We start from the raw sequence: 26,421 nt of genomic DNA, 5'->3' as shown, positions 1-26,421 counted from the left end.
CGCCTGCTGAATGTCGCTGCCCGTCACAGATGCATCGTTGCGTCAATCGGGAATGCGAACGCATCGACTTTTTGCTGTTCGGACGCTGTGATAGCGTCCCCGCGCTGACAGGTCGGCGCCGAATCGTTCACAGCAGTGCAAATATCCGCCCCCTCAAGGGGCGCTCGAGTACCGAACAAATGCCGCAGGAATTCTCCCGTCTCGCCCGGTTGTTCACCACCCTGGCCGGGTTCACCGTGCTGGCCGCCTGCGGCGGCGGTGGCGGGTCGGTGGGCGGCGGTAACGGCGGCAATCCCAATCCTCCGCCCACGGGTGCGACCGTCACGGTCAGCGGCAGGATCACCTTCGACCGGCTGGCGTTCCAGCCTACGCTCGGTCAGGGATTGAATACGACGCCGGTCGAATCGCCGGCTCGCGAAGTGGTGGTGCAAGCGATGTCCGGCTCGACGGTGCTCGCGTCGACGACGACCGACGCCAATGGCGACTACACGCTGACCGTCAACGCGAATACAAACATGTTCATTCGCGCGCGCGCCCAGATGCAAAAGACCGGTGCTGCGCCGATCTGGAACTTCGCCGTTCGCGACAACCGCGACTCCGCTGCGCTCTATGCGCTGGATGGCAGCACCTTCAACAGCGGGACCGCTGCGGTGACCCGGAATCTGCGTGCGACATCGGGTTGGGGCACCACCAGCTACACCGGCACGCGCGCAGCGGCGCCGTTCGCGATTCTCGATACGGTGTATCGAACCAAGGAACTCATCCGCGGCGCTGCGCCGAATCAGCAGTTTCCAGATCTGAACCTGTACTGGAATCCCACCAACCGCAACGTGGTCGATGGGAATGGCGACCCGATCATCTGCCCCGATGACGGCGCCATCAGTACCTCGTTCTATTTCAGAGACGAGACTCGCTCCACGACCGATCAGTGCAGCCCGTCGGCGGTGCTGCCCGACGGCATTTACATTCTCGGCGCCTTCGACAGCGGCCTGGCCGATACCGACGAGTTCGATCAGCACGTGATCGCGCACGAATTCGGACATTATTTCGAGGACCGTTTCAGCCGCTCCGATTCCATCGGCGGCGAGCACAACGCAGGCGATCTTCTCGACCTGCGTGTCGCGTTCGGCGAGGGCTGGGGCAACGCGTTCGGCGCGATGGCGCTGAACGATCCGGTGTATCGCGATTCTTACGCCGGCATCACTCGGGACCACGGTTTCAATCTGGAAACCGGCGAAGATACCGGCGGCGCGACGGGATGGTACTCGGAAGGCTCGGTCGGCAAGTTCCTTTGGGACGTGTTCGATGGCACGAATGAATCGGGCGACAACGTGGCGCTCGGATTCACGCCCATTTTCAATGCCATGACGAACCAGGAAGTGAGCACGCCGGCGCTGACCAGCATTTATTCGTTTGCCAATGCACTGCGCACCAACAATGCCAGCGCGTCGGGCGATATTCGGAACCTGTTGCTGCTGGAGAATATCAACGGCACCGGCGAGTTCGGCGCGAATGAGACAAATAGCGGCAACGACATCGGCTTCACCAGCGTGTACACGGATATCACTCCGGGCGTGATCGTCTCCGGCATTTGCAGCACCAACGGCTCGCGCGCCGGCAACAAGCTCGGCAACCGCCGCTTCCTGCGGTACGTCAAGGCGAGCAGTGGACTGGTGAACATTCAGGCGACCGGCGCGGCGTCGGGAGCCGTTGCCGGTTCCGGCGCCGCTGTCGATCCCGACATCGAGGTGTATCTACGCGGCACGATTGTGGCGAGTGGCAGAAGCGAGGTCTCAGGTCAGGAGACGATCTCGCAACAACTGCTCGCCGCGGGGACTTACGTGATCGAGGTGGTCGCCTACGAGACGATCGATCCGGACACGACCAATCCGTTGGTGACGACTCCGCGCTGCATGAACATCACCATTCAAGAACTCTGAGCCACCGCGTGCGTTGAGACCGAAGCGCGTCATAATAGAGGCATGATCAGGATGAAGCTTTCACCGCGGCGTTTGCTGGTGTGTATTCCGGTGGCCACGCTGGCCCTGTTGGGGGCCTGCAGCTCCGAGCCCGAGCCCGAAGCGGCGGCGCCCGCCAAGGCACCGACCAAGCCGGTGGCAGCGGCTCCGAAGGATGAGACCGCCACGTTCGCCAGAGCGGTGGGCGACGGCAAGCCGGGCGCGGCCGTGAACATCCGTTATGAGTTCAGCGGCAAGCCGACGCTCGGCGTGCCGACCGAGCTCGATATCGCGTTCATTCCGAGCGCCGGCGTCGATTCGATGGAAGCGACGCTGGCCGGCATGGACGGCATCACGCTCGCCGGGCCCTTGACCGCCTCGTTCACGTCGGTGGAAGCGGACAAGCCGTACCGTCACAAGATCTCCGTCCTGCCGGATCGCACCGGCGTGTTCTATATCACCGCCTCGGTGAACACGCAGATCGCAGGCTCGGGCCTGAACCGGACCTTCTCGATTCCGTTCGTGGTCGGCCAGCCGGTGACTCAGCAGAAGGCGGCGCCGCCGAAGGATGCGACCGGCGAGTCCATCAAGTCGCTGCCGGCCGAAGAAACCACCGCGCCGAAGAAGAAGTAAGTCCGCTCCTCGACGGACGCGGTCCAGCCGCGTCCGTTACCCTCCCGTCGAAATCACTTAGCTAAAGATTTCGACAGCCCCGTCGGCGCTCCGTGTCTATCGTCTGGTCCATCTTTGGCGATGGAGGGAACGCATGACACAGCAAATCAGGAATCGCGCATTGGTTGGGGCCGCGATGCTGGCCGCCAGTCCCTTGTTTGCAGCCGATCATCTCGACACACCCAGCGTGATCGCCGACCCGCGCGCCGATATCGGCGATGTATTTGCCTGGACTTCGCACGACGCGCGCCGGCTCAACCTGGTCATGACGATCGTGGGGCACACGTTCTCGGAACAGCTCGAGTACGTGTTCCACATCGATAGCGGCAGACGGTTCGGACAAACCAATGCAACGACGGACATCGTCTGTCGGATTGCGACGGCTCACAACGTCTTTTGTAAGGTGGGTAATGCCGACGTCGCGAGCGGCGATGCGAGCGACTCCAAGGGTCTGGAGGGTCGGAACAAGCACCTGCGCGTGTTCGCGGGGCTGCGTGACGATCCGTTCTACAACAACGTGAAGGGCACGCGAGAGGCATATGCCGTGGCCGCGGACGCGATGATGGGCAGCGCAAAGAACGATGTCGCGGGCTGTCCGATGTTCAGCGAAGCAACCGCCCGGTCGATTCTCGACACGTGGCGTCACACGGGCGGTGGTCCGGCGAAGAACTTCCTCGTGGGCTGGACGCCGGCGTCGCTGGTGGTTTCGGTGGATCTGGATGTCGTCGATCGCGGCGGCACGATGCTCGCGGTGTGGGCAACGACGGCGAATGCAAACAAACAAATAGATCGCATGGGCCGCCCGCTCACCGGCAATGCGCTCCTGGGATCGTTCTCGGACGAAGCAACGAGCGATCGGCTGAAAGAGCGTTACAACGGCGCGACGCCGGCGACTGGCGCTGAGTTCATCGCCGAGATGGAGCGAACATTGGGGATCTACGATGGCTTCGATGGCAAGTGCGGCAATCAGCTGCTGGCCGATATGAAGACGGCCTCGCCGGCACGCTATCGAGCGCTCGCCACCGTGCTTGCCGACGACCGGCTCTGGGTCAACAGCGAATCGACGATCTGCGGCGAATTCTTCTCGGTCGAGTTCGCGGCCCTGGCCGGTCAGGACGCGATGATGATGTATTGCGGCGGCAGGACGCCGAATGACGATGCCATCGATGTCTATCGCTCGGTGTTGTCGATGGGGCAGGCGACCGGCATCGATGACGGTGTCGACCGCGACGACCACGAACATTCGATCACGGAATTTCCATTCCTGGCGGCACCATGAAGTGCCGTCATCCATTGAGCGGGAATGACGCGCGTCGCTGCATGTGGGGCGCAATCCTGCTGGCTGGGATCTTCGTCACGTCCGGTGCGAGCGCGCATGACTTCTGGATCCAGCCACTGCAGTACTGGTCGCCACCGGACGCGTCGATTCCGATCACGTTACAGGTCGGGCACGGCGCGCAGCGACAGCGATCGCAGATCCGCTCCAACCGGATCTCGCGCTTCGTTACTGTCGCGCCGGATGGAACATCGCACGACGTGCGTGCCGATCTGCATCTGCGCGGTGCGAACGACGACGGTCGTCTGCAGTTCGATGCGCCGGGTACGTATGTCGTCGTGCTGGAAACGGACAATGGCGGCCGCAGCGCGTTACCGGCACAGCGGTTCAATGATTATGCTCGCGATGAAGGGCTCACGCCGGCGCTCGACTATCGTGAGCGCGCTGGAAAGATGTCGGCGGATACGGCGGAGAGTTATCGCCGCGTCTCGAAGGCCATCGTGCAGCACGGAGCGGTTGATCGTCGATCTCAGGCACATGTCACGACGCCGCTGGGACTGACGCTGGAGATCGTGCCGGAACGCAGTCCTTACTCAGCGAGCGCAGGGGACTTGCCGGTGCGCGTGTATTTCGAGGGGCAGCCGCTCGCAGGCGCGCTCGTGAAGCTCACGCAACTGGAGCATGACGATGCACCGGTCGAGGCGCGTCGGACGGACGCGTCGGGCCGGGCGAGTTTTCCGCTGACACCGTACGGGACCTGGTTGTTGAACGTGGTCTGGAGCAAGCCCGTCCCGGCGCCGGCCGAGGTAGACTTCGACACGACCTTCTCCAGTCTGACTTTCGGCTTTCCATGACGGAGCTCGCCATTCAGGACTTGCTGGACACGCAGACCGTCGCGATTCGCGACGTCCTCTGCGATGGCAAGTGCCGTCACAAGAGCGCGGAGGAGTGTCCGAGCTCGACCTATCTGGTGTTTCCTTATCGAGGTGTCTACATGCGGCACCTCGGCAGCAACGAGGCGGTCGCCGAAGCCAATCAGGTCCTGTGCTTCAATCAAATGGAGAGCTATCGGATCAGTCATCCGGTACAGGGCGGCGACGCCTGTCTGTCGATCTCGGTCCGCGAAGACCTGTTGCGCGAGCTGGCGCCGACCGAGCATCTGCATGACGGCGCGGCCGTGACGTTCAGCAAACAGCGCTGGCGGATCGAACCCAGAGCCCAGGTCCTGGTGGCGCTGCTGCGCCATACCCTGCTCAACAAATCGATCGAGCTGCTGGAGGCGGAAACCTTGACGTTGACGCTGATCCGTCGCGCGCTGGGCGAACGCACGTCACCGACGACCCGCGCAACCTACGGTCGGCAAAAGCTGGTCGACCGGGCCAAGCTGACTCTTTCTTCCGAGCTCTCGCGTCGCTGGACGCTGACCGAGATCGCGGCGGAGGTCGGTGTGTCGCCGGTGTATCTGACGCAGGCGTTCGCGCAGGTGGAGGGTGTGCCGCTGTATCGATATCAGCTGCGGCTGCGGCTGGCTCGCGCGCTGGATCTGCTTGGCAGCTACGATGATCTGTCGACGCTCGGCGTGGATCTCGGCTTCTCCAGTCACAGTCATTTCACGGCGGCGTTTCGACAGGCCTACGGTCGCACGCCGGCGCAGTTTCAACGCTCCGCCAATTTGCGCTGACGCCCGGCCTGCATCGAGCTTTGGAAGTTCAGGCTGATCCGCGGCTCGCGTATTTCGGGCAGCTTGGGCACGCCATGCACCCAATCCTGCTGGCAGCGGCCGCCCATCACGATCAGATCGCCCGAGTTCGGTGCGAACGAGATCGACGGGCCGCCGGCGCGCGGCTTGAGCTGGAAGCGACGGGTCGCACCGAGTGTGAGCACCGGCACGATACATTCGGCCCGCCGGCACGAGAACCGGTCGCGATGCCAGCCGGTGCTGTCCTCGCCGTTGCGGTACAGATTCAGCCACAGGCTGTCGTACTCGACGCCGTAGTGGCTCGACAAGGCAGTGGCGGCGGCAATCAGCATGTCGTGAGGCACGCGGTCCAGGCGGCGATATTCAGCGGTGAGCCGCGGTTCCAGGAATCTTTGCTCGAACAAGGTGCGGTAGTGCTGACTCCAGGGCACCGCCGTTGCCAGCGCGTCGAACAAACATTCCGGGCCCGACATCCACCCCGGCACGAGCTCGACCCACGACGTGGCATCCAGCGCAGTCCGCCGCGCGCTGGCGAAAGTCGGATCGATGGCCAGCGATCCGCGCGTCGAAAACAAATCTTCCTGCTGGCGCAATGGCTCAATCCCGGCGAACAACCCACCGATAGCTCAACACTCATCCATGACAGGGGCTGTCGAAATCTTTAGCTAAAGATTGTGACAGCGCCGCCCGGGCGCCAGGCCAACACTGCACTCATGGTGGGCAAACGAGGGCGAGACCATGACGGAGCGGACCTGTGCGGCGTGCGATTGCCGGATCGAAGGGCCCGGCATCGAGGTGACGGTGGGCGGCAAAGCGGTGGAAGTCTGTTGCGATGACTGTGCCCGGGCCCTGAACGAGGCCCATGCACCGGGACCGGGCATGCAACGGGCCGACGGAATGAGGGCGTTAGACGGGTAGGGGGCGTAGGAAAGCCCCTCCGGGACGGGCGTAGCCCGGGGTCAGTGTTAAGGTTTTGCGTAAATCATGCGGCGGAGGTATCCGGAACCCCCGCCGTGCCTCTACAATGCGCGCCTTTTTGCCCTCCCACCGGTTCCCAATTCCCGCGTGTCAACCTCTCAGCTTCGTAACATCGCCATCATCGCTCACGTCGATCATGGCAAGACCACCCTGGTCGATAAGCTTCTGACCCAGTCGGGCACGCTCGATGCCCGCAAGGCCGTGCCCGAACGAGTCATGGACTCGAACGCGCTCGAGAAGGAACGCGGCATCACCATCCTGGCCAAGAACACCGCCATCCGCTGGCGCGACTTCCGGATCAACATCGTCGACACCCCGGGCCACGCCGACTTCGGCGGCGAGGTCGAGCGCGTGCTGTCGATGGTCGACTCGGTGCTGCTGCTGGTCGACGCCGTCGACGGTCCGATGCCGCAGACCCGCTTCGTGACCCAGAAAGCCTTCTCGCACGGCCTGCACCCGATCGTCGTGATCAACAAGATCGACCGCCCCGAGGCGCGTCCGAGCTGGGTGCTGGATCAGACGTTCGATCTGTTCGACAAGCTCGGCGCGTCCGAGTCGCAGCTCGACTTCCCGGTCGTGTACGCCTCGGCCCTGAAGGGCATCGCGGGCAATGCGCCGGACCAGATGGGCACCGACATGACCGCGCTGTACGAAGCCATCGTGAAGCACTGTCCGCCGCCGGACGTGAACGAGGACGGCCCGCTGCAGTTGCAGGTCAGCCAGCTCGACTATTCGAGCTACGTCGGCGCCATCGGCATCGGTCGTATCAAGCGCGGCAAGATTCGCAAGAACAGCCCGGTCGCGGTCGTCGACAAGGACGGCAAGGTGCGTAACGAGCGCATCATGCAGGTGCTGGGCTTCCTCGGCCTGGATCGCGTCGAAGTCGACGAGGCGGGCGCGGGCGATATCGTCGCGTTCTCCGGCATCGAACATCCGCAGATCTCCGATACGATCTGCGACCCGGCCAAGCCCGAGGCGCTGCCGGCACTGGTGGTCGATGAGCCGACCATCAGCATGACCTTCGAGGTGAATACGTCACCGTTCTGCGGCAAGGAAGGCAAGTTCGTCACCAGCCGTCAGATTCGCGAGCGTCTGCAGCGCGAAGTACGCCACAACGTGGCGCTGCGCGTGGAAGACACCGGCGATCCGGACAAATTCCAGGTCTACGGACGTGGCGAATTGCATCTGGGCGTGCTGCTCGAAAACATGCGTCGCGAAGGCTATGAGCTCGCGGTCTCGCGGCCACGCGTCGTGCAGAAGGAAGTCGACGGTGTGATGTGCGAGCCGTGGGAAACGCTTGCGGTCGACCTCGATGAGGGTTCGCAAGGCTATGTCATGCAGGCGCTCGGCGAGCGCGGCGGTCAGCTCACCAACATGATGCCGGACGGCAAGGGCCGCGTGCGTCTGGACTACAAGATTCCGTCGCGAGGCCTGATCGGCTTCCAGACCGAGTTCCGTACCATGACCTCGGGCCTGGGCCTGATGCATCACATCTTCGATCACTTCGGTCCGGTGCTGGACAAGGAAGTGGGTCAGCGCCAGAACGGCGTGCTGATCTCGAACGGGCAGGGCAAGGCGCTGGCCTATGCGCTGTTCAGCCTGCAGGAGCGCGGCAAGCTCATGGCCTCGCACGGCGATGAGGTGTACGAAGGCCAGATCATCGGCATTCACAGCCGCGACAACGATCTGGTGGTCAACCCGCTCAAGGCCAAGAAGCTCACCAACATGCGGGCCGCGGGCCGCGACGAGAACCTCATCCTCGTGCCGCCGATCCGCTACTCGCTGGAGCAGGCGATGGAATTCATCGCCGACGACGAGCTGGTCGAGGTGACGCCGAACAACATTCGCGTCCGCAAGCGCCTGCTGAAGGAAAACGACCGCAAGCGCGCCGGCTACAAGTCGTCCTCCGAGGACGCCGACGAGTAATCCCACCTGAGGGGCGCCGGCATTATTGCCGCCGGCGCCGCCCTGTCTGCGCCATCAGACATAACCCGCGCCGGGTCCTCGGTGCTTTGCCGTGCTTTCACATAAAACCTGGAGGCATTTCACACCTCCTTGAGCGTCAACGCCTTACGATGCCTCGCATCGGTAGTGGTTCACACTAAAAACGCGGGGACGATGACGGCGCAGGACCGCGTCGTCAGAAGCACGACATGCATCGACTGCTCGAACAGCAAGTCAGGGAAGCGACGCGCTCGGACGGTGAGCTGGATCTCGGCAAGTTGCTTGCCGCGATCACGGCTGCCTATAGCAAGACCGATGAGGAGCGCCGGGGCATCGTGCGTTCCATGCAGCTGATGTCCGATGAGGCCACGGCGCTGACGCGCGAGCTGCGCGAGAGCACCGCGAGCCAGTTGCAGGCCGTGCTCGATCACGTCAAGGACGTGATCATGACCGTCGACGATGCCGGTCACATCGCCTCCATCAATGCCACCGGTCAACGCGTATTCGGTCAGACGGAATCCGATGCCATCGGCCGCCCGCTGAGCTTCCTGCTGCCGCAGATGACGGCGAAACAGACCATCTCCGCCGCGCTGGAACAGCTCGCCGCGCGTCTCGATGACACGCAGGTCGATCTCGCGCCTCATGAAACGACGGGCCAGCGCAGCGACGGCACGCAGTTCTCCGCCGAGATCGCCGTCAGCAAGACCAAGATGAATCGCCGCGAAGTGTTCGTCGTGTGTCTGCGCGATACCACCGATCGCAAGATGGCGGAGGCGGCATTGCGTGACAGCGAGGCGCGCTATCGCACGCTCGTCGAGCACGCGCCGGAGATCATCGTGGTGGTCGATCTCGATCAGAATCGTCTGGTCGACGTGAACGAAAACGCCGTGCGCTTTTTCAAGATGGATCGCGAGGCACTGCTGAAGAGCAGCCCCGATACGCTGTGTCCGCCGCATCAGCCGGACGGCGCGCTGTCATCGCATGCGAACCGGGCGCAGCTGGATCGCACGCTGGCGGGAGAAGCGCCGGTGCTCGAATGGATGTTCCGCGACAGCTTCGGCAACGACATTCCTTGTGAAGTGCGCTGGGTTCGGCTGCAGTCGCATGGTCAGCGCCTGATTCGCGGCAGCATCACCGATATCACGGAGCGCAAGCGCGCCGAGCTCCTGGCAGCCGGTGAGCGGCGCGTGTTCGAGCGTCTCGCGGCGAACGTGGATCTGCGTATCACGTTGCAGGCGATCACGGACGTCGTCGAGCGAGTCGCGCCGGATTGCGTGAGCGCGATCCGCATGCTCGATGACGAAGGCAAACATCTGAATCTGTGCTCCGGGCCGCGACTGCCGGCCGTGTACTCACAGGCGATGGAAGGCGTCGCGATCGCTGCTCGCAACGGCTCGTGCGCGGCAGCCGTCTATTTGCAGCGGCAGGTCATCGTCGCTGACATCGCGCGCGATGCATTGTGGGAGAACACGCGCGATGCGGTGCTCGGCGCCGGATTGCGCAGCTGCTGGTCCACGCTGATTCATTCGTCCGATGGCCGCATTCTCGGCACGCTGGCGTTGTACTTCCGCACGCCGAAGAGCCCGCTGCGGCGGGACTTCGAGTTGATGTCGCGCATGACGCAGCTCGCGGGCATCGCGATCGAACGACGTCTGGCCGAGAACGCGTTGCGTGACAGCGAGGCCCGCTACCGAAGCCTGTTCGACAACGTCATGGAAGGGGTGTACAGCTCGACCAGCGACGGCCGCTTCCTATCCGTGAATCCCGCGCTGGCTCGCATGATCGGTTATGCCTCGCCGACGGAGTTGATGGCGCTGCCGCCCGCCAGCATGTATCACGATCCCGCCGAACGTCTGGCCATCATTGCGACCATTGCGCGCGATGGCGAAGTTCGCAATGCCGAGTTTCAGATGCGCCGGGTGGATGGAACCATCCTCGCCGTCATCGAAAGCGCGCGTGCCGTGCGCGACAGGAGCGGACAGCTCATCGGCTACGAAGGCACGATCTCCGACATCAGCGAACGCAAGCGCGCCGAAACGGCGGTGTTCGAGGAGAAGGAGAAGGCGCAGGTGACGCTGCAGTCGATCGGCGACGGCGTCATCACGACCGACGCCAACGGTTGCATCGAGACATTGAATCCCGTGGCCGAGAACCTCACAGGCTGGGACGGCGCCGAGGCGAAGGGCCGGAAGCTGCGGGAAGTCTTCAACATCCTGAACGAGGCGACGCGCGAGCCGCTGGAAGATCCGGTCACGCGCGCCCTGCGTGAAGGGCAGGTCATCGCGGTCGCCGATCACACCGTGCTCGTGAATCGTCGCGGCCAGGAAATCGCGATTCAGGACTCGGCGGCGCCGATTCGCGATCGAAGCGGCAAGATCATCGGCGCGGTCATGGTGTTCCATGACGTGAGCAAGGAGCGACGGCTGCGTCGGGCGCTCGCGTATCAGGCGAGCCACGATGCGCTGACCGGTCTGATCAATCGTCGTGAGTTCGAGAATCGTCTCAACGAAGCGCTGCTGACGGCGCGCTCGGATGAGGGCACGACGCATGCGTTGATGTACCTCGACCTCGATCAATTCAAGCTCGTGAACGACACCTGCGGCCACCAGGCGGGCGATCGTCTGCTCAAGCAGATCACCGGGCTGTTGCAGACTCGCATCCGGACCAGCGACACGATCGCGCGCCTCGGTGGCGATGAGTTCGGCGTGCTGCTCCAGGATTGCACCGCCGATCGCGCGGCCAAGATTGCCGACAACCTGCGACAGGCGATTCGCGAATACCGCTTCGAATGGCAGGACGGCGCGATGAACGTCGGCGTCAGCGTCGGCATCGTCGAGATCAATAGCGCGAGCGAGAATATTGGCAGCGTCATGGCGGCGGCCGACGTGGCCTGTTATGCGGCGAAGGACTCGGGCCGCAATCGCGTTCACATGTATCAATCCGGCTCGGCGCCGGAACGCCATCGCGAGATGCAGTGGGTGTCGCGTCTGACGCGCGCCTGCGAAGAGAACCGGCTCGAGCTGTACTACCAGCCCATCGTGCCGATCGGTGCGACCCGCGACACGCGCGGTCACTACGAGCTGCTACTGCGCATGCGCGGTGAGCACGGTGAACTGGTGCAGCCGGCGGAGTTCATTCCGGCGGCGGAGCGCTACAACGTGATGCCGATGATCGACCGGTGGGTGGTGAGCCAGGCGCTCGGCGCGCTCGCGCACTATCGCGCGGACGGCGATCCGCGTCATGGCTATACGCTATCGATCAACCTGTCGGGCACGTCGCTGAACGACGATCGGTTCCTGGAGTTCCTGATCAACGAGCTGCAGACCTACGACCTGAGTCCGGGGGCCGTGTGCTTCGAAATCACGGAGACGGCGGCGATCTCCAATCTCGCCAACGTCGTGCATTTCATGCGCGAGTTCCGCGCGCGCGGCTGCTTGTTCTCGCTGGATGATTTCGGCAGCGGCCTGTCATCGTTCATGTATCTGAAGAACCTGCCGGTGGACTTCCTGAAGATCGACGGCTCGTTCATTCAAAACGTGACCACCGATCACGTCGATCGCAGCATGGTCGAGGCCATCACCCAGATCGGCCGGGCCATGGGCCTGAAGACCGTCGCCGAGCGCGTGGAAAGCGCCGAAGTGCTCAAGTGTCTGGCTGACATCGGCGTCGAGTATGCGCAGGGCATCTATATCGCCATGCCGGAGTCGGTGGAGTCGCTCAGCCGCATCACGCGCACGCATCCTCAGCTGAGACTGGTGCACTCGGCGTAGGCACCGCTCACGTCGATTCGGCGCGCCGGTAGTAACGGTACTTGCCCGATTTTTCCCGAGGCACCAGCGCCACGCGTTCGATATCGACGCGGCAGTTCTCGCCGAACGTCGAGTGGACGATCTGTCGCAACTGCGCGGCCAATTCATCGTTGAAGCCGGCGGCGCTCTCGACGAGTACGTTCCAGTGCGTCGGGTCTTTCTGTTGAAACAGCACCTGTCCGACGGAGCCGAGCGGCGCCTTTGAAAGAAACAACTGCAGGCGCCTTCCGATCTCCGAGCCGTGCACCAGCGTGCCCTCCGTCGTCACGAACATATCGGCGGCTCGCCCGACCAGCTCGGACAGCACTGGATGCGGCAGTCCGCAAGGGCAGGGATCGGGCGAGAGTCGTCCGCGATCGCCGATGCGACAGCGCACGAGCGGCATGGCGCGATTGAACAGTGACGTGAGCACCAGATCGCCGAGCTCGCCCGGCCCGGCTGGCTCATCGCCGTTGAATATTTCCAGATACACGTGATCCGACATGATGTGCCGCGAGCCGGCGGGACATTCGTGCGCGATCGGCCCCATCTCGGTCGAGCCGTACGATTCGAAGACGCGCGCGCCGAGGTGCTGCGCGATCTCCTCGCGCTGGAAGGGATACACCTGTTCGCCGCCCAGTTTGACGAACGGCACGAGTCGCTCGGGCGCGTGCGGGGTGTGCGCGCGAACGTGGCGGGCTAGCTGCGCGATCGCCGAGGGCAGGCCCATGCACAACACCGGACGTTGCTCGAGCAGATAGTGTTTCGCGCGCTCCAGTTGATCGAAGGTCAGATTCCTGGTCGAGAACACCCGGCAGTTGCGCACCCAGTCGAGCAGCGGGTGACCGCCGCCCCACAGCAGCAAGGTGCGACTGCCCGTGGGAATGCCGAACCAGTGCATGGAGCGATACTCCTGTGCCCAGCTCCATCCGCCCGCGTGCGGGTTATAAGAAACACTGACGACCGCGCCCGTCGATCCTGAGCTGTGTCGTGCGAACACGCCCGGAGTGAATCGGCGTGCCTGCAACTGCGCGCGATGAGTAATCAACATCTTGCGTTCCAGCACCGGCCAGTTGCCGAGATCCTGGGCGTCGGCGCGAGACAGTGCTGTGTGCCAGTCACCCGATGAGTAGAGCGGAACCTGCGTGCGTGCATAACTCAAAGCGTCCCGCAGCAGCATCCGTGTAAGGTGATCGAACGATGCACGATCCAGTCGTTCCCACGTCTGCAGGCGTCGCACGAAGGGAGCAACGTGTCGGCCACGCATCGATTGCAGCGTGTAGTACAGATTCTTGTGGAAACGTTGCTCGGTACGGTGACTCACGTGTGATGAATGCAGGCGTATCCGAATCTGTTCCGGCGGAGTAGCATCGATCCGCGCATCGAGGAATGCAATGAAGCTGCGAATCGGGCCGAGGATTCGGGTGGCTTTGCAGCTAGGCGCAAGCGTCGGACTGCTTGCGTATCTGCTCTCTCGACTCGACTGGCAACACAGCCGGGCATTGATCGGCGGCGCCAATCCGCTGTGGCTGGCGGCCATCGTGCTGGTCCACATCCTGGACCGGGTCTTGATGGCCTTGAAATGGCATCAACTGTTACGGGTGCTCGACGATCGTCTCGGGCGCCGCAGCGCCATTGCCGTCTATTACGAAAGCACGTTTGTCGGTTTCGCGCTGCCGCTCGGCGGTATCGGTCCGGACATCGTGCGGTTCCTGCGACTCAAGGGCCGAGGGATCGATCCCCACGTGACGCTGTCATCGATGGTGATGGAGCGCTTGAACGGCGTGATCGCGACGCTGGCGTTCATCGTCGCCGGGGGTGTCGTGCTTGCGAGGCTGGCGCCTCAGCCGGCTTTGCGACATTTCGCTATCGCAGCGGCGCTCATTGCCGGCGTGATGGGCTTCATCGGTGCGACATTGATTTTTCATCCACCGTTCGGTCGCGCGCTGCTCCGGCTTTCGAGAATACCGCACGCCATCGAGGACGGACGCTTTGCGAAATATGTGGCGGCGGCCCGTGTCTATTCCAGCCGGCGTCTCACCCTGGCCATCAATCTCGGCCTGTCGATGATCGAACAGACCGCGCCCGTGTTCACGATGTGGATCGCGTCGTACGCATTGGGGGCACCCTTGTCGTGGACGGTCTGTCTCGCCGTCACGCCGGTCGCGGTGATCATCCAGCGTCTGCCGCTGACCTATGGCGGGTTGGGGCTGCGCGAGGGGAGCGCGGCCGCGCTGCTCGTCGCTCTCGGCTATGACTATTCCACGGCGCTGGTGCTGCTGATGACACAGCTGGTGATGTTCTTGATCTCTCTGTTGCCCGGCGCAATCGTGCTGGCGATGAGCGGGCGGCCCCTGGCGAAGCGTGCATCGGCTTGAGCGCGGAGGAACAAGCGTGTCGCCGGATCATTTACATACCGAGAATCTCCACGCTCACGCGAGCTCATCGCAAGTGGCACCGTCCTGCTTCAGCAAACATTTCGCCGAGGAATGGCTGTTCCGCGCCACGCTGCGGAATTCGCTGCGTGCCTGGTCGGCCGCGCAGCAATCCTCCTGGCTGCGAGTTCCGGAAGTGCTGAATGCCGATGAGCGCAAGATGCGCATCGACTATGAATTCATCGAGGGCTGGAATCCTTTGCATACGGTGCTTCGGAATCGCGCGTTCGAGGGAATGTCGGAGGCGGAGCTCGTGGGCATGTTCTGGACGTGTGGTGCCGCGCTGGAGGAGTTTCATCGGCGCACGCATCGGATCCACGGCGACTTCGATTTCGACAACGTGCTGGTGAAGCGAGGCGCCGACAAAGTGGTGTTCGTGGATTTCACGCCGCCCGAATACAGCGCGTTTCGTCGCTACAACCAGCAGAGTCCCTATCGAGACATCGCGACGTTCGTGCTGTTCGTGCGCGCGAAGTATCCGCCGCAATTGATCTATCTGGCGTTCAGGCCGCAGCTGCGAGAGCTCGCCCGCAGTTTCATGGAAGGCTATTTCCGGGACGCGCCCGCCGAGTACGATCGATCCATGCTCGAGCGTCACATGGACGGGCTGCTGCGGGACACCTATCTCGGCAAGACGTTCAGCGCTCGATACATGCGACACAGCCGGCTGTTCCGAACCGACGATCTGGCGCCAGGCCTCTAATGCATGATGGCCGACGTTGCACGCGGGCTCCGGCGCAGCGGGACGACCTCGTTCAACACAGCGAGCGTCCGCCGAGCGGTCTCTTTCCACGTCAGTGTCCGTGCTCGCTGGATTCCCTGTTCGCGCAGGCGCCGGCGCAGCTGCTCCGAGCCGGTGACCTCAGTGAACGCACGTGCGATGTCGGCCTCGTCGCGCGGATCGATCAGGAAGGCCGCGCCACCGGCGATCTCGGGCGCCGAGCACGTGTTCGGCACGATGGCGGGGCAGCCGCACGCGAACGCCTCCACGATCGGAATGCCAAAACTCTCGCACAGCGTCGCCAGCACGAAACATTCCGCCAGCTGATAGGCCAGATGCAGCCGCTGATTCGGCACGAAGCCCAGGAATCGCACGTCCTTCAGATCTGCATCGGTGAAGGCGCGGCCTCGGAGATATTCCTCCACGTGAGCGCCGACCACCGCCAGCGGCAGATCGCCGCCGGCAGCGCGGTAGCGCCGGTAGGCCCGAATCAATGTTTCATTGTTGCCGCCTGGATAGATCCGGATCTGCTTCTGGGCGCCGTGCAGGACGCGGGCGACGGTCAGAATGAAGCGCTCGGGCAAGTGGTACTCGTCGCGAAACTCCGCGAGGGCGCGCGCATCGCGTTCCGGCGTGAAGTTCGAGCCGACGCCCGCATAGCTCACGACGGAATGGCTCACATCGATGCGAGTGCAATGGGCCAGATCGTCGAGCGTGGTCTGCGAGATCGCCAGCGTGCGCGTCGCCTTCCAGCTGTACAGAGGCAGCATCAGGCGGATATATAAGTTGTCCCACCACGGATAATTCTGCGGGTTGACGTACCAGTCCGACCCTTGCTGCACGAATACGCACGGCCGGCGCGTGAAGAACGGCAGGGAGAACTTCGGGTTGAAGATCAGATCGGCGCCGAACTGGCGGGCCGCTCTCGGCACGCTCACCTGATCCCAATAGAGCTTGCTGCGTGCGGGTATCACGACGACCTGCGCGTTATGAAAGTCACTGAACAGTTCCTCGCAGGCCGGGGTCTCCAGCAGGATGAGATAGCGGGTCTCGGGATCGGCTTTCATCAATTCGCGCAGCAGGTACTGTCCGTAGATGCCCAGACCATCCTTCTGGTCCACCAATCGAGCCATGACGGCGATCGTTCGCTTTAGCATCGCTGGCCTCAGTGAGCGAGATGTTGAACGGCGCTGAACCCCGCGACTTTCCGACGGACTGCGCCGAGAATGCTGGCGCGTTGTTCTCCAGGCAAAAACTGCAGCCAATCGCATTTCAGCCGGCCGTAGGCGGGCAACGGCAGACGCGACCGCTGCCGCTCGGCGCCATAGTCCATCGCGACGCCAAAGGCTGCCTGGAAGCCACTGCGGCGAGCCAGCTGCAATGAGAGTGTCGATCCGAGATGCCAGGGGTAGGCGATGGTGTGGGGCGCATAGCCGAGGTGACGTTTGAATTCGTCACGACACTGCTCGAACTCGGACGCGACCAGGGCTTCGAAAGCGGTCGCGTCCATGAAGCGGCCGGGTGCGCGTTGGGCACGCTCGTCAAAATGGCTTTGCAGTTGCACGCGCCAGTCCGGTTGGACGAAGAATTGCGGGCCGCCGTGGCCGTCGACGAACTCGCGACACGCGCGGGTCACGTCGCCATTTTCGAGATAGCGTCGTGGCGCCGACAGCAGCGGCGCAGCTCGATACACCGGGGTGCCGAAGGAGGGTTTGCCGAGCTCGTCCTTGCGGTCGATGAAGCGTATCGGCCAGTCGTAGATATCGAAGCGGGCCAGCGCGGCAGGATTGGCGAAGTCGACCACCTGAGGTGCCGTGGCCACGAGCGCATGACGATGGGCGTGTGATTGCACGTCCACGAGGCCCGACTCGACACAGGCGCGCAGTTGTTTCCAGGACATGAACAGATCGTCCTCGGATCGCTGCGGCGGCTGCATCCAATAGGACGGTGCGAACAGTACGGCACGGGCCTCGTATTGACGGAGCAACGGCAGTGCGACTTCGCCGAAACTCTTGCGTGCGTCGTCGAATGTCAGGAGCACGGAACGCCCGGGTCGAGCCTGGCCGTCACGGGCGGCGAGGTATTCATCCAGTCCGAGCGTTCGGTAGTGATTCCGCTGCAGGAAGTCCAGGTCGCGCGCGAAGGCGGCCGTTTCGACGTCGTGATAGATGAAAACCGGAATCTCGCGGGCCGAGAGTGGCAGGCCGAACACGAATCCGGGATACCGGGTGCGCGAGATCCGCGCCGCCGTCCGCATGAACCGTCCGATCCCACCCATGGACGCCTCCCGTATTCAGGCCGTAGAAAACGCCTCGCGAATGGGCAAGTTCCGCGTACACCGGGCGCGGCGCGCGCCCATCGCCGCAAGACTCGGAGTGTTGCAGCTGCGTGCTTCGGCTTACGCTGCGCGCAGCTCAAGTGGGTGAGGCTCGATGATGGCCGATTCGGTAGAGAACGATGTTTCCCGGCTCCAGACACTCGATTGGCAGCGCATCTCCGACGAGTTGGGTGCGCAGGGCCACGCAATCATTCCCAATCTGGTGCCAGCGACGCAGTGCTCGGCGCTCGTCGATCTCTATGCGGCGTCGGAGTTGTTCAGGAGCCGGGTCGTCATGAGTCGTCATGGCTTCGGTCGCGGCGAGTATCAGTATTTCAAGTACCCCTTGCCGGCTCTCGTCGGCTCGTTGCGGCGTGCGCTGTACCCGCATCTCGCGCCCATCGCGAACCGATGGAACGACTTGTTATCGAGTGACGTGCGCTTTCCCGACGAGCACGACGAGTTCATCGCGCGATGTCACGCGGCGGGTCAGTTGCGGCCGACGCCGTTGCTGCTTCAGTACCAGGCGGACGACTACAACTGTCTGCATCAGGATCTGTATGGAGAGCACGTGTTTCCGCTGCAGGTCGCGGTGCTGTTGTCGCAGCCCGGACGGGATTTCACGGGCGGTGAGTTCGTACTCACCGAGCAGCGGCCGCGAATGCAGTCGCGAGCGGAGGTGGTGCCGCTAGCTCAGGGCGATGCCGTGGTGTTCGCCGTTCATCAGCGGCCGGTGCAGGGGACGCGGGGGATCTATCGAGTCAACATGCGGCACGGCGTGAGCCGTCTGCGATCGGGTCACAGGCACACGCTCGGCGTGATCTTTCACGACGCGACTTAGTCGCTGTCCGATCGATGCGTGCGGCGTTCGATCAATGGCCGCGCGCGTGATTACGCCGCCGCGGCCGGACGATTGGTGTCTCGCAGAGCCGCCTTCGCGACCGCCGGCTCGACCGTCTCGCCACCCTCGCGCGCGATCGCGCACAGCAGACGAACGGCGTCGCCGGGCTTCTTGTCCGTGCCGGCGGCGAGCTTGAGCTTGTGGTGTTCGAACGTGGCGCGCAATCCTTCGGCCGCGATCCGCAGAGCGTCATCGACGCCTCCTTGCTTCATCTCGGTGACCGTCGCATCGGCAGCCTCACCCGCGCGGGTCAGCCAATCCAGCGCTTGAGCGCTCGGCGGCCGGGCGAGCACGGGGGAGCCGTAGAGCCTGGTACCGAAGGCATCGAAGGCCTTGCGCTCGATCGCGGTGGCCTTGCCGTTGTTTGCTTGATCCAGCCACTCGGCCAGGGCGGTAGCGTACTTGTGGAACGTGCGCAGCGACTGCCGCAACTCCGCCTGGGCATCGCCGACCCGCAGGGCATGCTCGCGCCGGTAGCGTTTGGCGAGGCCCGCGACGTGCTCGACGAAGTCATCGGCGTCCTTGATCTCGCGAGCGAGCGTCTCCAGGCGCTTGCCGATTTTGACGACCTTGGCGGGGGCGGGCACGGGGCGCTTGGCGGCTGACTTGGACTTGGCGGGCATGGGACAGCGTTCGGCTTCGTAGGGAAGCCGCTATTCTGCCCGAAGCCCGTCCGCCGTGCCTTATGCCGTAGTCCGGCAGTAGCTGTTGATGAAGTCCTGGTGCTTCGGCAGCCTGGCCACTGCCTGGGCGACGCTCGCCTTGAGGCCATTCAAGACCCGTACGAGCTCCTGCTCCTGCATGCCACGCGGGGAGGGATGGTAGTGCCTGGGCACGATGCCCTGGCCCAGCAGCACCTGGATCCAGGAGTCGACGCGGAACAGTTCGCCGGCGTCCTGATAGGCGTGCGCGCTTTCCTCGAACATCGCGACCCGATGCGCCAGCGAGTCGGGGATCTCCATGTGCTTGCAGTAGCGCCAGAAGGGTGAGTCGTCGCGGTCGGTGGTGTGATAGTGCAGGATGATGAAGTCGCGGATCCTCTCCATCTCCAGGCGCGACTCCTGATTGAACTGATCGACCAGCGGCTGATGGATGCCGTCGAAAGGAAACATCTGCATCAGGCGCGTCGCCGCGGTGATGATCACGTGGATGCTGGTGGACTCCAGCGGCTCGACGAAGCCGCTCGCGAGTCCGATGGCGACGACGTTCTTGTTCCAGGTCTTGCGACGCCGGCCCGGCTGGAACTTCAGCGTGAACGGCGGTCGTACCGGCGCGCCGCTCACCGCCTGCATCAGCTTTTGCTTGGCGTCGTCGTCGGAGATGTAGCGGCTGCAATACACGAAGCCGTTGCCCATGCGATGTTGTAACGGAATCATCCAGCGCCAGCCGGCTTCGTGAGCGAATGCGCAGGTATAGGGATTGGGTGGCGCGGTGATCTCCGTTTGCACGGCCGCCGCGCTGTCACAAGGCAGCCAGTGCGACCAGTCCTCGAAGCCCGTGTGCAGCGTCTGTTCGATCAGCAGCCCGCGAAAGCCCGTGCAGTCGATGAACAGGTCGCCCGGCACCACGCGCTCCGAGACCAGCGTGAGCGACTCGACGAAGCCGGTGGTCGGATGCTGCTGGATGGATTTGATCTTGCCCTCGACGCGTTTGACGCCGTGGTTCTCGGCGAAGCGTCGGAGGAAGCGCGCGTAGGCGCTCGCGTCGAGGTGGTAGGCGTAGTTGATGTCGGATTGCGGCGAGGTGCCGAAGCGGCCCTGCTTCGCGGCCAGCCATTCCAGACAATATTCGCCGAGCTCGGAGTTCAGGCCCGAGCGCAGGCCGTGCAGCCAGAAATGATGAAACTCGCACAGCCAGGTGGGCTTGCCGTGACGGCCGAAGGGATGGATGTAACGATCGCCGATCTGACCCCAGTTCTCGAACCAGATGCCGAGCTTGAAGGTCGCCGAGACGCTGCGCATGAATTCCTGCTCGTCGATGCCGAGCAATTGATTGAAGATGCGGATCGGCGGCACGGTCGATTCCCCGACGCCGATGGTGCCGATCTCCTCGGACTCCACCAGCGTGATGTCGAGCAACGGACCGAGCTGCTGCGACAGGGCGGCGGCCGTGATCCAGCCGGCGGTGCCGCCGCCCGCGATGACCACTCGTTTGATCGGCGTCATGGTCGCTCCATCAACGATTCAAGTTGTTCAGCAGCATCGCCCGGATGCGCCGTGCATTGCTGTCATCCATCGGCCCGAGCGCGCCGCGCGCCTGCTCGGGCAAGTGTTCGCCAGCCTGCTCCGAGGGGCCGAACACGTAGTAATCGAAAACACTCTGCCACGCGCGCTTCTCGCGCTCGGGTCGATCGCGCAGCGCCCAGAGCGCGTGATACAGCGCATTCATCGGCGAGGGAATGAACTTCGGCGACGTGCTCCACCAATAGTTGATCAGCGTGTTGAACGGGCTCAGCGCCTCGACGTGATGCCACCACAGGCTCGGAATGAACACGGCATCGCCCGGCTCGACGACCACCGACTGGCCGGCCGCCAGGGCCTGCCGGAAGCGCGGGAAACGCTCGAAGTCCGGCTTCGCGAAATCCACCAGGCTCACGACCTGGCCGCCCGGCGTCGGCTCGAGCGGACCGGGATACAGATTGGCGATCTGCTCGGGCGGAAACATCGTGAAGCGCCGGCTGCCGACCGCGCAGCAGGCGAGATTGTTGGGCGCGTCGTAATGACAGGACGCGATGGTCCGGTTGCCGATCCAGATGCTCGCCAGCGGCTCGTAGCCGTGCGCGGCGAAGGGAACGTCGTTGTCGCGCCGGAAGCCGGGCAGGCACGCGTCGATGGTCGTCGATGCGATGTAGTTGGTGGGCGGGCGCTCGTCTTCGAGATGTTTCTCGATGTCCATCAACACGTGATCGAGCGGCGCGCGCTGACTCACGAAATTCAGCTGCGTGTAGTCGTCGTTATAGAACAGGCGGCCCTGGATCTGCGGGTCGCCGCGCGAGGTCCCGACGGTTTTGCCGTTGTAGAAGGAGCGCAGGTAACTCATCGCCTCGCGATGCGAGCGCAGGCCCGCCTGCACCAGCGGCCATTGCGCGACGAGGCCTTTCAACACGACCGGCTCGTCGCCCGCCAGCAGTTCCTGTAAGGGCAGGGTGTCGACGGTGAAGCCGTGCAGCTCGCGGGTGCGTTGAGTGATACCGGTCATGATGCCGTGGCCACCCCCGCCTGCTGGCGCCGGCGCCGATGTTTCATATCGATGAGCTTCTTCATGTTGTTGAGCGAGGCGATCACCAGGAACGCGCCCTGCAGGAAGCCGGCGCTGTTCAGTTGAAACAAGGCTTCCCCGCTCAGGCCGCGCAGCTTCTCTTCGCTGATGGTGTACAGCCCGCGCAGATTGAATTGTTCCTCGGCGTTGAACTTCACTTCGACGTTCACCGGCTCGATGAGCTGGTGCGCGGTGAAGGCCTCGAACATCGCCTTGCTGAGGGCGAGTCCCTGATGAATGCCTTGCAGGATGGCGCCGATGCGATCGAGGTAGCGCGTATTGCCTCCCTGCGGCAGGAACACCGGCTCGCCTTCGGTCGTGCTGATGCGCGGACTGTCGAGGTCGACGTGGATCACCGGTTCCCTGCGCAACTCGCCGTCCACGTCCTGGTTTTGAAAGCCGATCAGAAACGGGCCACGCGCGACCACGCCCGGTATGTAAGAGGCATTCCAGCCGCCTTGATCGAGGAACAGATTCTCGTCCTGCTGAAAACCGAGCAGGGCGATGGATTGGAATTCACCGCTCTGCGCCTCCTTGCGAAAGAAAATCGGATACTCGCGCTGCACGTCCCCGTACTCGGTGGGGAAGGTCAGTACCGTGCCGAGATTGTCGCCGAATTCGGCGCCGTGCCGGGCGATCACCCGCAAATCCTTGTGGGCGACGTTATTGAGCATCACATGCCTGGCCAAGACTTCCCCCGCAATCAACTTCAGGCCCGCGCATTATGCTGCGCGATCCTGCTCCGCATAAGCCCCGGGTGTCCCTCCCTGCACACCCGCTCGGCGGAGCGAAGCCGTGCTTCGCTAAAAGGCACCGCCGAGCCCCGCCACGAGCGAGCGGTGGCCGGATACCTCTGCAGGTATCCGGCCACCGAATCGACGTTAGAACTTGTACCGCGCACCCAGTGCGTAGCGCGCGCCCTGATCTTCCACGTACCAGGGTTGATTGACCGACCGGCCATGCCACCGGATGTCCTGTTCGGTGAGGTTCAGGCCTTCGAGCGACAGCGTGAGGTGCTCGTTCACCTCGTAACCGACGCTCAAGTCGATCTGGTAGTACGCCTCCACGTACTCCGGATTGTGGTCGTTGCCACGGTTGGTGTTTTGCAGGAACTCGTCGCGCCAGTTGTAGGCCAGGCGCACCTGGAAACCATAGTTCTCGTACATCAGGATCAGGTTGGCCGAGTCGCTCAGGCCGAGCAGGGCGAACTGGTTGAGGTTCTGAGCGCCGGCATTGTTGAAGGCCACGTCACCTTTGACGATGGTGTAGTTCGCCTGGATGCCGAAGCCGGTCTGGCCGAAGAAGTGCTGGCCACCCAGTTCCCAACCATAGATGTTGGCGTCCTTGTTGTTGACCGGGCGGGTCACGTCGAACTGGTACTCCGGATCGCCATCCGCCGGGGTCGACAGCAGGTCGACCTCGGTGGCCCACGCCAGGTGCTGCGCTTCGGTGCCGTTGAAGGCCGCGGCGCCGCCGTCCCATCTCGTGCCGTTGGCATCGGTGAACCCGCCGGGACGCGACATCATGGCCATCATCACGAACAGATTGGTGTCGTCCGTGCTGTAGCCGCCGGCTTGCAACGCTGCAACCGCCGCCTGCGCACGCGGGCCGGAGGTTTGATCCGTGATACCGAACAGCCCTTCCGTGCTCACTTCCTGGCCGATGAAGTTCGCCACCTTCTTGTGGAAGAAGCCGGCGGACAGATAGCTCGCATCGGCGAAGTACCATTCCACCGACAGATCGATGTTGTCGGATTCCAGCGGCTCCAGATGCGGGTTCGACGCGGTCGCGGTCGGATTGAAGCCGTTGAGCGACGAGCCTTGCGAGCCGCCCACATCCACGGCGGCGCGCAACTGGTTGTACTGCGCGCGAGCGATGGTCTTGCTGTAGGAGAAGCGCGCCTTGACGTTGTCGACGACCTCGATGTCGAAGTCCAGATTCGGCAGGAAATAGTCGTAGTCGTTCTTTTCCTTGACCGACGAGACGCCCGTGCCTTGCTGCTCGGAGAAGTCGTTGTTGTCTTGCCAGATCAGGCCGAGCGGCACGATCTGGTTGGACACCGCCTCCAGATCGGTCTTCTCATAGCGCACGCCCACCAACAGATTGGAGCGCCGGTTGAAAAGATCGAAGCGCATGCCGTACTGAGCGTACGCCGCCACCGTGTCTTCGGAGACGGTGTGATCCTGTTCGAAGGCGGGGTTGTAGCCGAGCACGCGGAAGGTGTTGGATGCGTCACGCCAGGTGCCGTAGTTCTGGGCCTGCACGGCCCATTGCGCGAGCGCATTGGCATTGCCTTTCCAGCCGGAGCGCGGCACGCCCGCGGTCGAGAAGTCGTTGAACTGACCGATGAGGCTGAAAGGCTGCAACAGATCGGCCGGCAATTCGCCGGGACGTGCCACGCCCCAGTCGCCCAGCGTCATTTGCGCATTGGAAGCGCGCTGACGCGATTCCATGGCGCGAGTCTCGACGCCGAATTGCACGCGGCTGTCGTTTTCGAACTTCAGGTTGCCGTCGATGCGCGCTTGCGTGATGTCGCTGGTCTGTTCCTGATAGTTGATGCGCAGGTACTGGCTGCCGAGGTCGTTGAGCGTGAACGCGTAGTTCGGATCGCCGCCACTGGCCGGAACGCCCGTGGAGGGGGCTGCGTACAGCGTTCGCTCCGCGAGCGGCAGGCCGTTGTTGAACCGGAATGTTTGCACGAATCGGTTGGTGCAAAGATTCGGGTTGCCGGGGTCGCAGGTGCTCGGGACCCGAGCCGCGAAGCTGAATAGCGTTTCGCCGCCGCCGGTGAGCGGATCGTCCGGCAAGCTCTCGGCCTTGGAATCGTGCACGTCCAGCGCCAGCGAGAAGTTGTCGGTGACGTGCCACTCGGCGTTGAAGCCGATGGACTTCAGCTCGTTCTTCTGTTCGCGATGCTGTTGTTCGAAGCCGAAGTCCTTGGCGGTGCCTTCGTCCTCCTGCAGCACCAGCGGCGTTGCGACCGCGTGGCCGGTGTCGAACTCGAGATAGTTGTAGCGGTTCGCGTTCATCCACAACGTCTGGTCGCCGCGGTCCTCGGTCAGATCGGTCTCCGCGTAGGTGTAATCGGCGGTGAGGGTGAGTGTGTCGGTCGGCGCGAACTGCACGGTCAGCTGTGCATTGGTGCGTTCACGCTCGCGATCGGAGAAGTGATAGCGGATATCGTTGGGAATGGCATACAACGACCCGTCGGCCGGTGCATTGACGATGACGACGTCGGGTGAGAAGCGCGTCGTCTGGTTGCCCGGGGTCCAGTTGCGGATGTTCCAGTCGTTGATGGTGGAGCTGGAGGAGCCGCTGTCGCGCTTCTGATAGCTCGCGGACAGGCCGACGCCCCAGGTCTTGTCATCATTGGCGAAGCTGAAGATGCCCGAAACTTCCGGCGTGATGTCATCGCCGGTGCGATTGGTGGTGTCGGCAACCGCCTTGACGCCGACGTTCATCACCGGCTGGTCGCTGTCGAACGGCCGCGCGGTTCTCACATTGAGCGTGGCGCCGATGCCGCCGGTCGCCTGATCGGCGCGGCCGGTCTTGTATACCTCGATGGCGCTGATGCTTTCGCTCGCGAGATTCGCGAAGTTGAACGCGCGCGACTGGCCGGCCACGCCGCCGTCGCCGGAGTTGCCGCCGGCAAAGGCGTCGGCCGCCGGCATGGTGCGTCCATTGAGCGTCACCATGTTGTATTGGGCGCCGAAGCCGCGTGCCGTCACCAGCGCGCCTTCGCCGTTGCGACGGTCGATGGAGATGCCGGTGATGCGTTGTAACGATTCGGACAGATTGCTGTCCGGAAATTTGCCGATGTCCTCGGCATTGATGGCATCGACGACGCCGATCGCGTCGCGCTTCATGTCCATCGAACTTTCCAAGCTGGCCCTCATGCCGGTCACCACCACTTCTTCCAGTTCGGTCTGGCCAGGTGTGGTGGCGGCGGGCTGCTGAGGGGCGGCCTGCTGGGCGAATGCGCCCTGCAGAGGCGCGACCGAAGCCAGCGCCGCGGCTATGGCTACCGCGAGCCTGTTATTTCTCATCATCTCGAGTCCCCCTGATTAACGAACGTCGATCAATTCACTGCTTGAAAACCGCTCCGATGTGAGTGGGCGAGGGCGCGGATACCGCTACCATCGCCATTGAATGTCCGTGCGCTCATCGCCTGCTTCAGTGGCTGCGTCGAAGCGGGAGAGGGGAGCGACGGCCGGTGATCTGCCGGGCGAACGAGTCGGCCGGCCTGGAAATATCGACAAGGTTGCAGGGGCCCGCAGGCAGGGCGCGGCGGTCGGAAGCGGCGCGAGGTGTTGACATCGCTGTCAAATCGCGGTGCTCGTGTTGTCGTTCCACCCTGTACGACACGGTGTATCCCCTGGTGATACCGCTATCATTCTTGGGCATAAGATGATCCAGTCCGGGGCGGTTTGCAACTCTTATTGCGACCAGGCTGACCAACGATGGTCATCGAGGG

Annotated in this window: 19 protein-coding genes; 10 read left to right on the top strand and 9 right to left on the bottom strand. The window is 63.4% G+C overall.

The genetic code is table 11. The features are described from left to right. Positions 1–179: 179 nt before the first annotated feature. The 5 genes from EKO19_RS17105 to EKO19_RS17085 all read left to right on the top strand — a co-directional run bounded on the left by EKO19_RS17105 (position 180) and on the right by EKO19_RS17085 (position 5,587). Complete coding sequence (locus EKO19_RS17105; RefSeq protein WP_129777675.1) at positions 180–1,940, top strand: gluzincin family metallopeptidase; 1,761 nt, start codon at positions 180–182, stop codon at positions 1,938–1,940. Positions 1,941–1,991: 51 nt separating this feature from the next. After that, positions 1,992–2,591, top strand: coding sequence for a hypothetical protein (locus EKO19_RS17100; RefSeq protein ID WP_129777674.1), 600 nt, complete (start codon positions 1,992–1,994; stop codon positions 2,589–2,591). Positions 2,592–2,724: 133 nt separating this feature from the next. After that, on the top strand, positions 2,725–3,909 hold the full coding sequence (locus EKO19_RS17095) for a DUF4331 family protein (protein ID WP_129777673.1): 1,185 nt from the start codon (positions 2,725–2,727) through the stop codon (positions 3,907–3,909). Between the two features lie 41 nt (positions 3,910–3,950). Continuing rightward, positions 3,951–4,760 carry a DUF4198 domain-containing protein gene (locus EKO19_RS17090; RefSeq protein ID WP_157995299.1) on the top strand — a complete coding sequence of 270 codons (810 nt, stop codon included), beginning with the start codon at positions 3,951–3,953 and terminating at the stop codon, positions 4,758–4,760. Continuing rightward, positions 4,757–5,587, top strand: a complete 831-nt coding sequence (locus EKO19_RS17085) for a helix-turn-helix domain-containing protein (protein ID WP_129777671.1) — start codon at positions 4,757–4,759, stop codon at positions 5,585–5,587. The genes EKO19_RS17090 and EKO19_RS17085 overlap by 4 nt, the downstream gene beginning before the upstream one ends. Here the strand turns inward: EKO19_RS17085 and EKO19_RS17080 are convergent. Beyond that, positions 5,563–6,198 carry an alpha-ketoglutarate-dependent dioxygenase AlkB gene (locus EKO19_RS17080; RefSeq protein WP_129777670.1) on the bottom strand — a complete coding sequence of 212 codons (636 nt, stop codon included), beginning with the start codon at positions 6,196–6,198 and terminating at the stop codon, positions 5,563–5,565. The genes EKO19_RS17085 and EKO19_RS17080 overlap by 25 nt on opposite strands. Positions 6,199–6,670: 472 nt before the next feature. Here EKO19_RS17080 and typA point away from each other — a divergent pair, with 472 nt between their 5' ends. Both typA and EKO19_RS17065 read left to right on the top strand, forming a co-directional pair. Further along, positions 6,671–8,509 (top strand): translational GTPase TypA, encoded by a 1,839-nt coding sequence (gene typA / locus EKO19_RS17070; RefSeq protein ID WP_246038909.1) that lies wholly within the window; start codon positions 6,671–6,673, stop codon positions 8,507–8,509. A gap of 227 nt (positions 8,510–8,736) precedes the next feature. Next, positions 8,737–12,297, top strand: coding sequence for a PAS domain S-box protein (locus EKO19_RS17065; RefSeq protein WP_129777667.1), 3,561 nt, complete (start codon positions 8,737–8,739; stop codon positions 12,295–12,297). A 7-nt stretch (positions 12,298–12,304) separates the two neighbouring features. Here the strand turns inward: EKO19_RS17065 and EKO19_RS17060 are convergent, their stop codons facing one another. Next, positions 12,305–13,639, bottom strand: a complete 1,335-nt coding sequence (locus tag EKO19_RS17060; RefSeq protein ID WP_129777666.1) for a phenylacetate--CoA ligase family protein — start codon at positions 13,637–13,639, stop codon at positions 12,305–12,307. A 70-nt stretch (positions 13,640–13,709) separates the two neighbouring features. On the opposite strand from EKO19_RS17060, the gene EKO19_RS17055 reads away from it, so the two are divergent. Together EKO19_RS17055 and EKO19_RS17050 are read left to right on the top strand one after the other, a co-directional pair. Next, positions 13,710–14,693, top strand: a complete 984-nt coding sequence (locus tag EKO19_RS17055) for a lysylphosphatidylglycerol synthase transmembrane domain-containing protein (RefSeq protein WP_129777665.1) — start codon at positions 13,710–13,712, stop codon at positions 14,691–14,693. A 16-nt stretch (positions 14,694–14,709) separates the two neighbouring features. Then, positions 14,710–15,453, top strand: a complete 744-nt coding sequence (locus EKO19_RS17050) for a BUD32 family EKC/KEOPS complex subunit (RefSeq protein WP_129777664.1) — start codon at positions 14,710–14,712, stop codon at positions 15,451–15,453. On the opposite strand, the gene EKO19_RS17045 is transcribed toward EKO19_RS17050, so the two are convergent. After that, complete coding sequence (locus EKO19_RS17045) at positions 15,450–16,604, bottom strand: glycosyltransferase family 4 protein (RefSeq protein WP_157995298.1); 1,155 nt, start codon at positions 16,602–16,604, stop codon at positions 15,450–15,452. The two genes, EKO19_RS17050 and EKO19_RS17045, sit on opposite strands and share 4 nt — an antisense overlap. A 32-nt stretch (positions 16,605–16,636) precedes the next feature. Then, a complete protein-coding gene (locus EKO19_RS17040) occupies positions 16,637–17,749 on the bottom strand; it encodes a polysaccharide deacetylase family protein (protein WP_129777662.1) in 1,113 nt (370 codons plus the stop codon). Between the two features lie 154 nt (positions 17,750–17,903). Here EKO19_RS17040 and EKO19_RS17035 point away from each other — a divergent pair, with 154 nt between their 5' ends. Continuing rightward, positions 17,904–18,629 carry a 2OG-Fe(II) oxygenase gene (locus EKO19_RS17035; RefSeq protein WP_129777661.1) on the top strand — a complete coding sequence of 242 codons (726 nt, stop codon included), beginning with the start codon at positions 17,904–17,906 and terminating at the stop codon, positions 18,627–18,629. Positions 18,630–18,679: 50 nt separating this feature from the next. Here the strand turns inward: EKO19_RS17035 and EKO19_RS17030 are convergent, their stop codons facing one another. From EKO19_RS17030 to EKO19_RS17010, 5 genes are all read right to left on the bottom strand, one after another. Beyond that, the gene (locus EKO19_RS17030; RefSeq protein ID WP_129777660.1) at positions 18,680–19,312 is read right to left on the bottom strand and encodes a hypothetical protein; all 633 of its coding nucleotides are present in this window, start codon (positions 19,310–19,312) and stop codon (positions 18,680–18,682) included. Positions 19,313–19,372: 60 nt separating this feature from the next. Continuing rightward, entirely contained in the window at positions 19,373–20,854 is a 1,482-nt protein-coding gene (locus EKO19_RS17025) for a tryptophan halogenase family protein (RefSeq protein WP_129777659.1), read from the bottom strand. Positions 20,855–20,864: 10 nt separating this feature from the next. Then, on the bottom strand, positions 20,865–21,887 hold the full coding sequence (locus EKO19_RS17020) for a cupin-like domain-containing protein (RefSeq protein ID WP_129777658.1): 1,023 nt from the start codon (positions 21,885–21,887) through the stop codon (positions 20,865–20,867). Next, entirely contained in the window at positions 21,884–22,636 is a 753-nt protein-coding gene (locus tag EKO19_RS17015; protein WP_129777657.1) for a SapC family protein, read from the bottom strand. The genes EKO19_RS17020 and EKO19_RS17015 overlap by 4 nt, the downstream gene beginning before the upstream one ends. A gap of 192 nt (positions 22,637–22,828) precedes the next feature. Next, complete coding sequence (locus tag EKO19_RS17010; RefSeq protein WP_129777656.1) at positions 22,829–25,996, bottom strand: TonB-dependent receptor; 3,168 nt, start codon at positions 25,994–25,996, stop codon at positions 22,829–22,831. Between the last annotated feature and the right edge of the window lie 425 nt (positions 25,997–26,421).

It is taken from the genome of Peristeroidobacter soli (assembly GCF_004138485.1).
Lineage (GTDB): Bacteria > Pseudomonadota > Gammaproteobacteria > Steroidobacterales > Steroidobacteraceae > Steroidobacter > Steroidobacter soli.
This window is presented reverse-complemented; position numbering and strand designations above follow the sequence as displayed.

What these genes read in the sequence shown, in the direction of transcription:
- EKO19_RS17025 (WP_129777659.1), bottom strand. Translation starts at nt 20,854, where the DNA reads ATGACGCCGATCAAACGAGTGGTCATCGCGGGCGGCGGCACCGCCGGC.
- EKO19_RS17095 (WP_129777673.1), top strand. Translation starts at nt 2,725, where the DNA reads ATGACACAGCAAATCAGGAATCGCGCATTGGTTGGGGCCGCGATGCTG.
- EKO19_RS17065 (WP_129777667.1), top strand. Translation starts at nt 8,737, where the DNA reads ATGCATCGACTGCTCGAACAGCAAGTCAGGGAAGCGACGCGCTCGGAC.
- EKO19_RS17030 (WP_129777660.1), bottom strand. Translation starts at nt 19,312, where the DNA reads ATGCCCGCCAAGTCCAAGTCAGCCGCCAAGCGCCCCGTGCCCGCCCCC.
- EKO19_RS17010 (WP_129777656.1), bottom strand. Translation starts at nt 25,996, where the DNA reads ATGATGAGAAATAACAGGCTCGCGGTAGCCATAGCCGCGGCGCTGGCT.
- EKO19_RS17090 (WP_157995299.1), top strand. Translation starts at nt 3,951, where the DNA reads ATGTGGGGCGCAATCCTGCTGGCTGGGATCTTCGTCACGTCCGGTGCG.
- EKO19_RS17055 (WP_129777665.1), top strand. Translation starts at nt 13,710, where the DNA reads ATGAAGCTGCGAATCGGGCCGAGGATTCGGGTGGCTTTGCAGCTAGGC.
- EKO19_RS17045 (WP_157995298.1), bottom strand. Translation starts at nt 16,604, where the DNA reads ATGGCTCGATTGGTGGACCAGAAGGATGGTCTGGGCATCTACGGACAG.
- EKO19_RS17040 (WP_129777662.1), bottom strand. Translation starts at nt 17,749, where the DNA reads ATGGGTGGGATCGGACGGTTCATGCGGACGGCGGCGCGGATCTCGCGC.
- EKO19_RS17105 (WP_129777675.1), top strand. Translation starts at nt 180, where the DNA reads ATGCCGCAGGAATTCTCCCGTCTCGCCCGGTTGTTCACCACCCTGGCC.
- EKO19_RS17035 (WP_129777661.1), top strand. Translation starts at nt 17,904, where the DNA reads ATGATGGCCGATTCGGTAGAGAACGATGTTTCCCGGCTCCAGACACTC.
- EKO19_RS17100 (WP_129777674.1), top strand. Translation starts at nt 1,992, where the DNA reads ATGAAGCTTTCACCGCGGCGTTTGCTGGTGTGTATTCCGGTGGCCACG.
- EKO19_RS17085 (WP_129777671.1), top strand. Translation starts at nt 4,757, where the DNA reads ATGACGGAGCTCGCCATTCAGGACTTGCTGGACACGCAGACCGTCGCG.
- EKO19_RS17020 (WP_129777658.1), bottom strand. Translation starts at nt 21,887, where the DNA reads ATGACCGGTATCACTCAACGCACCCGCGAGCTGCACGGCTTCACCGTC.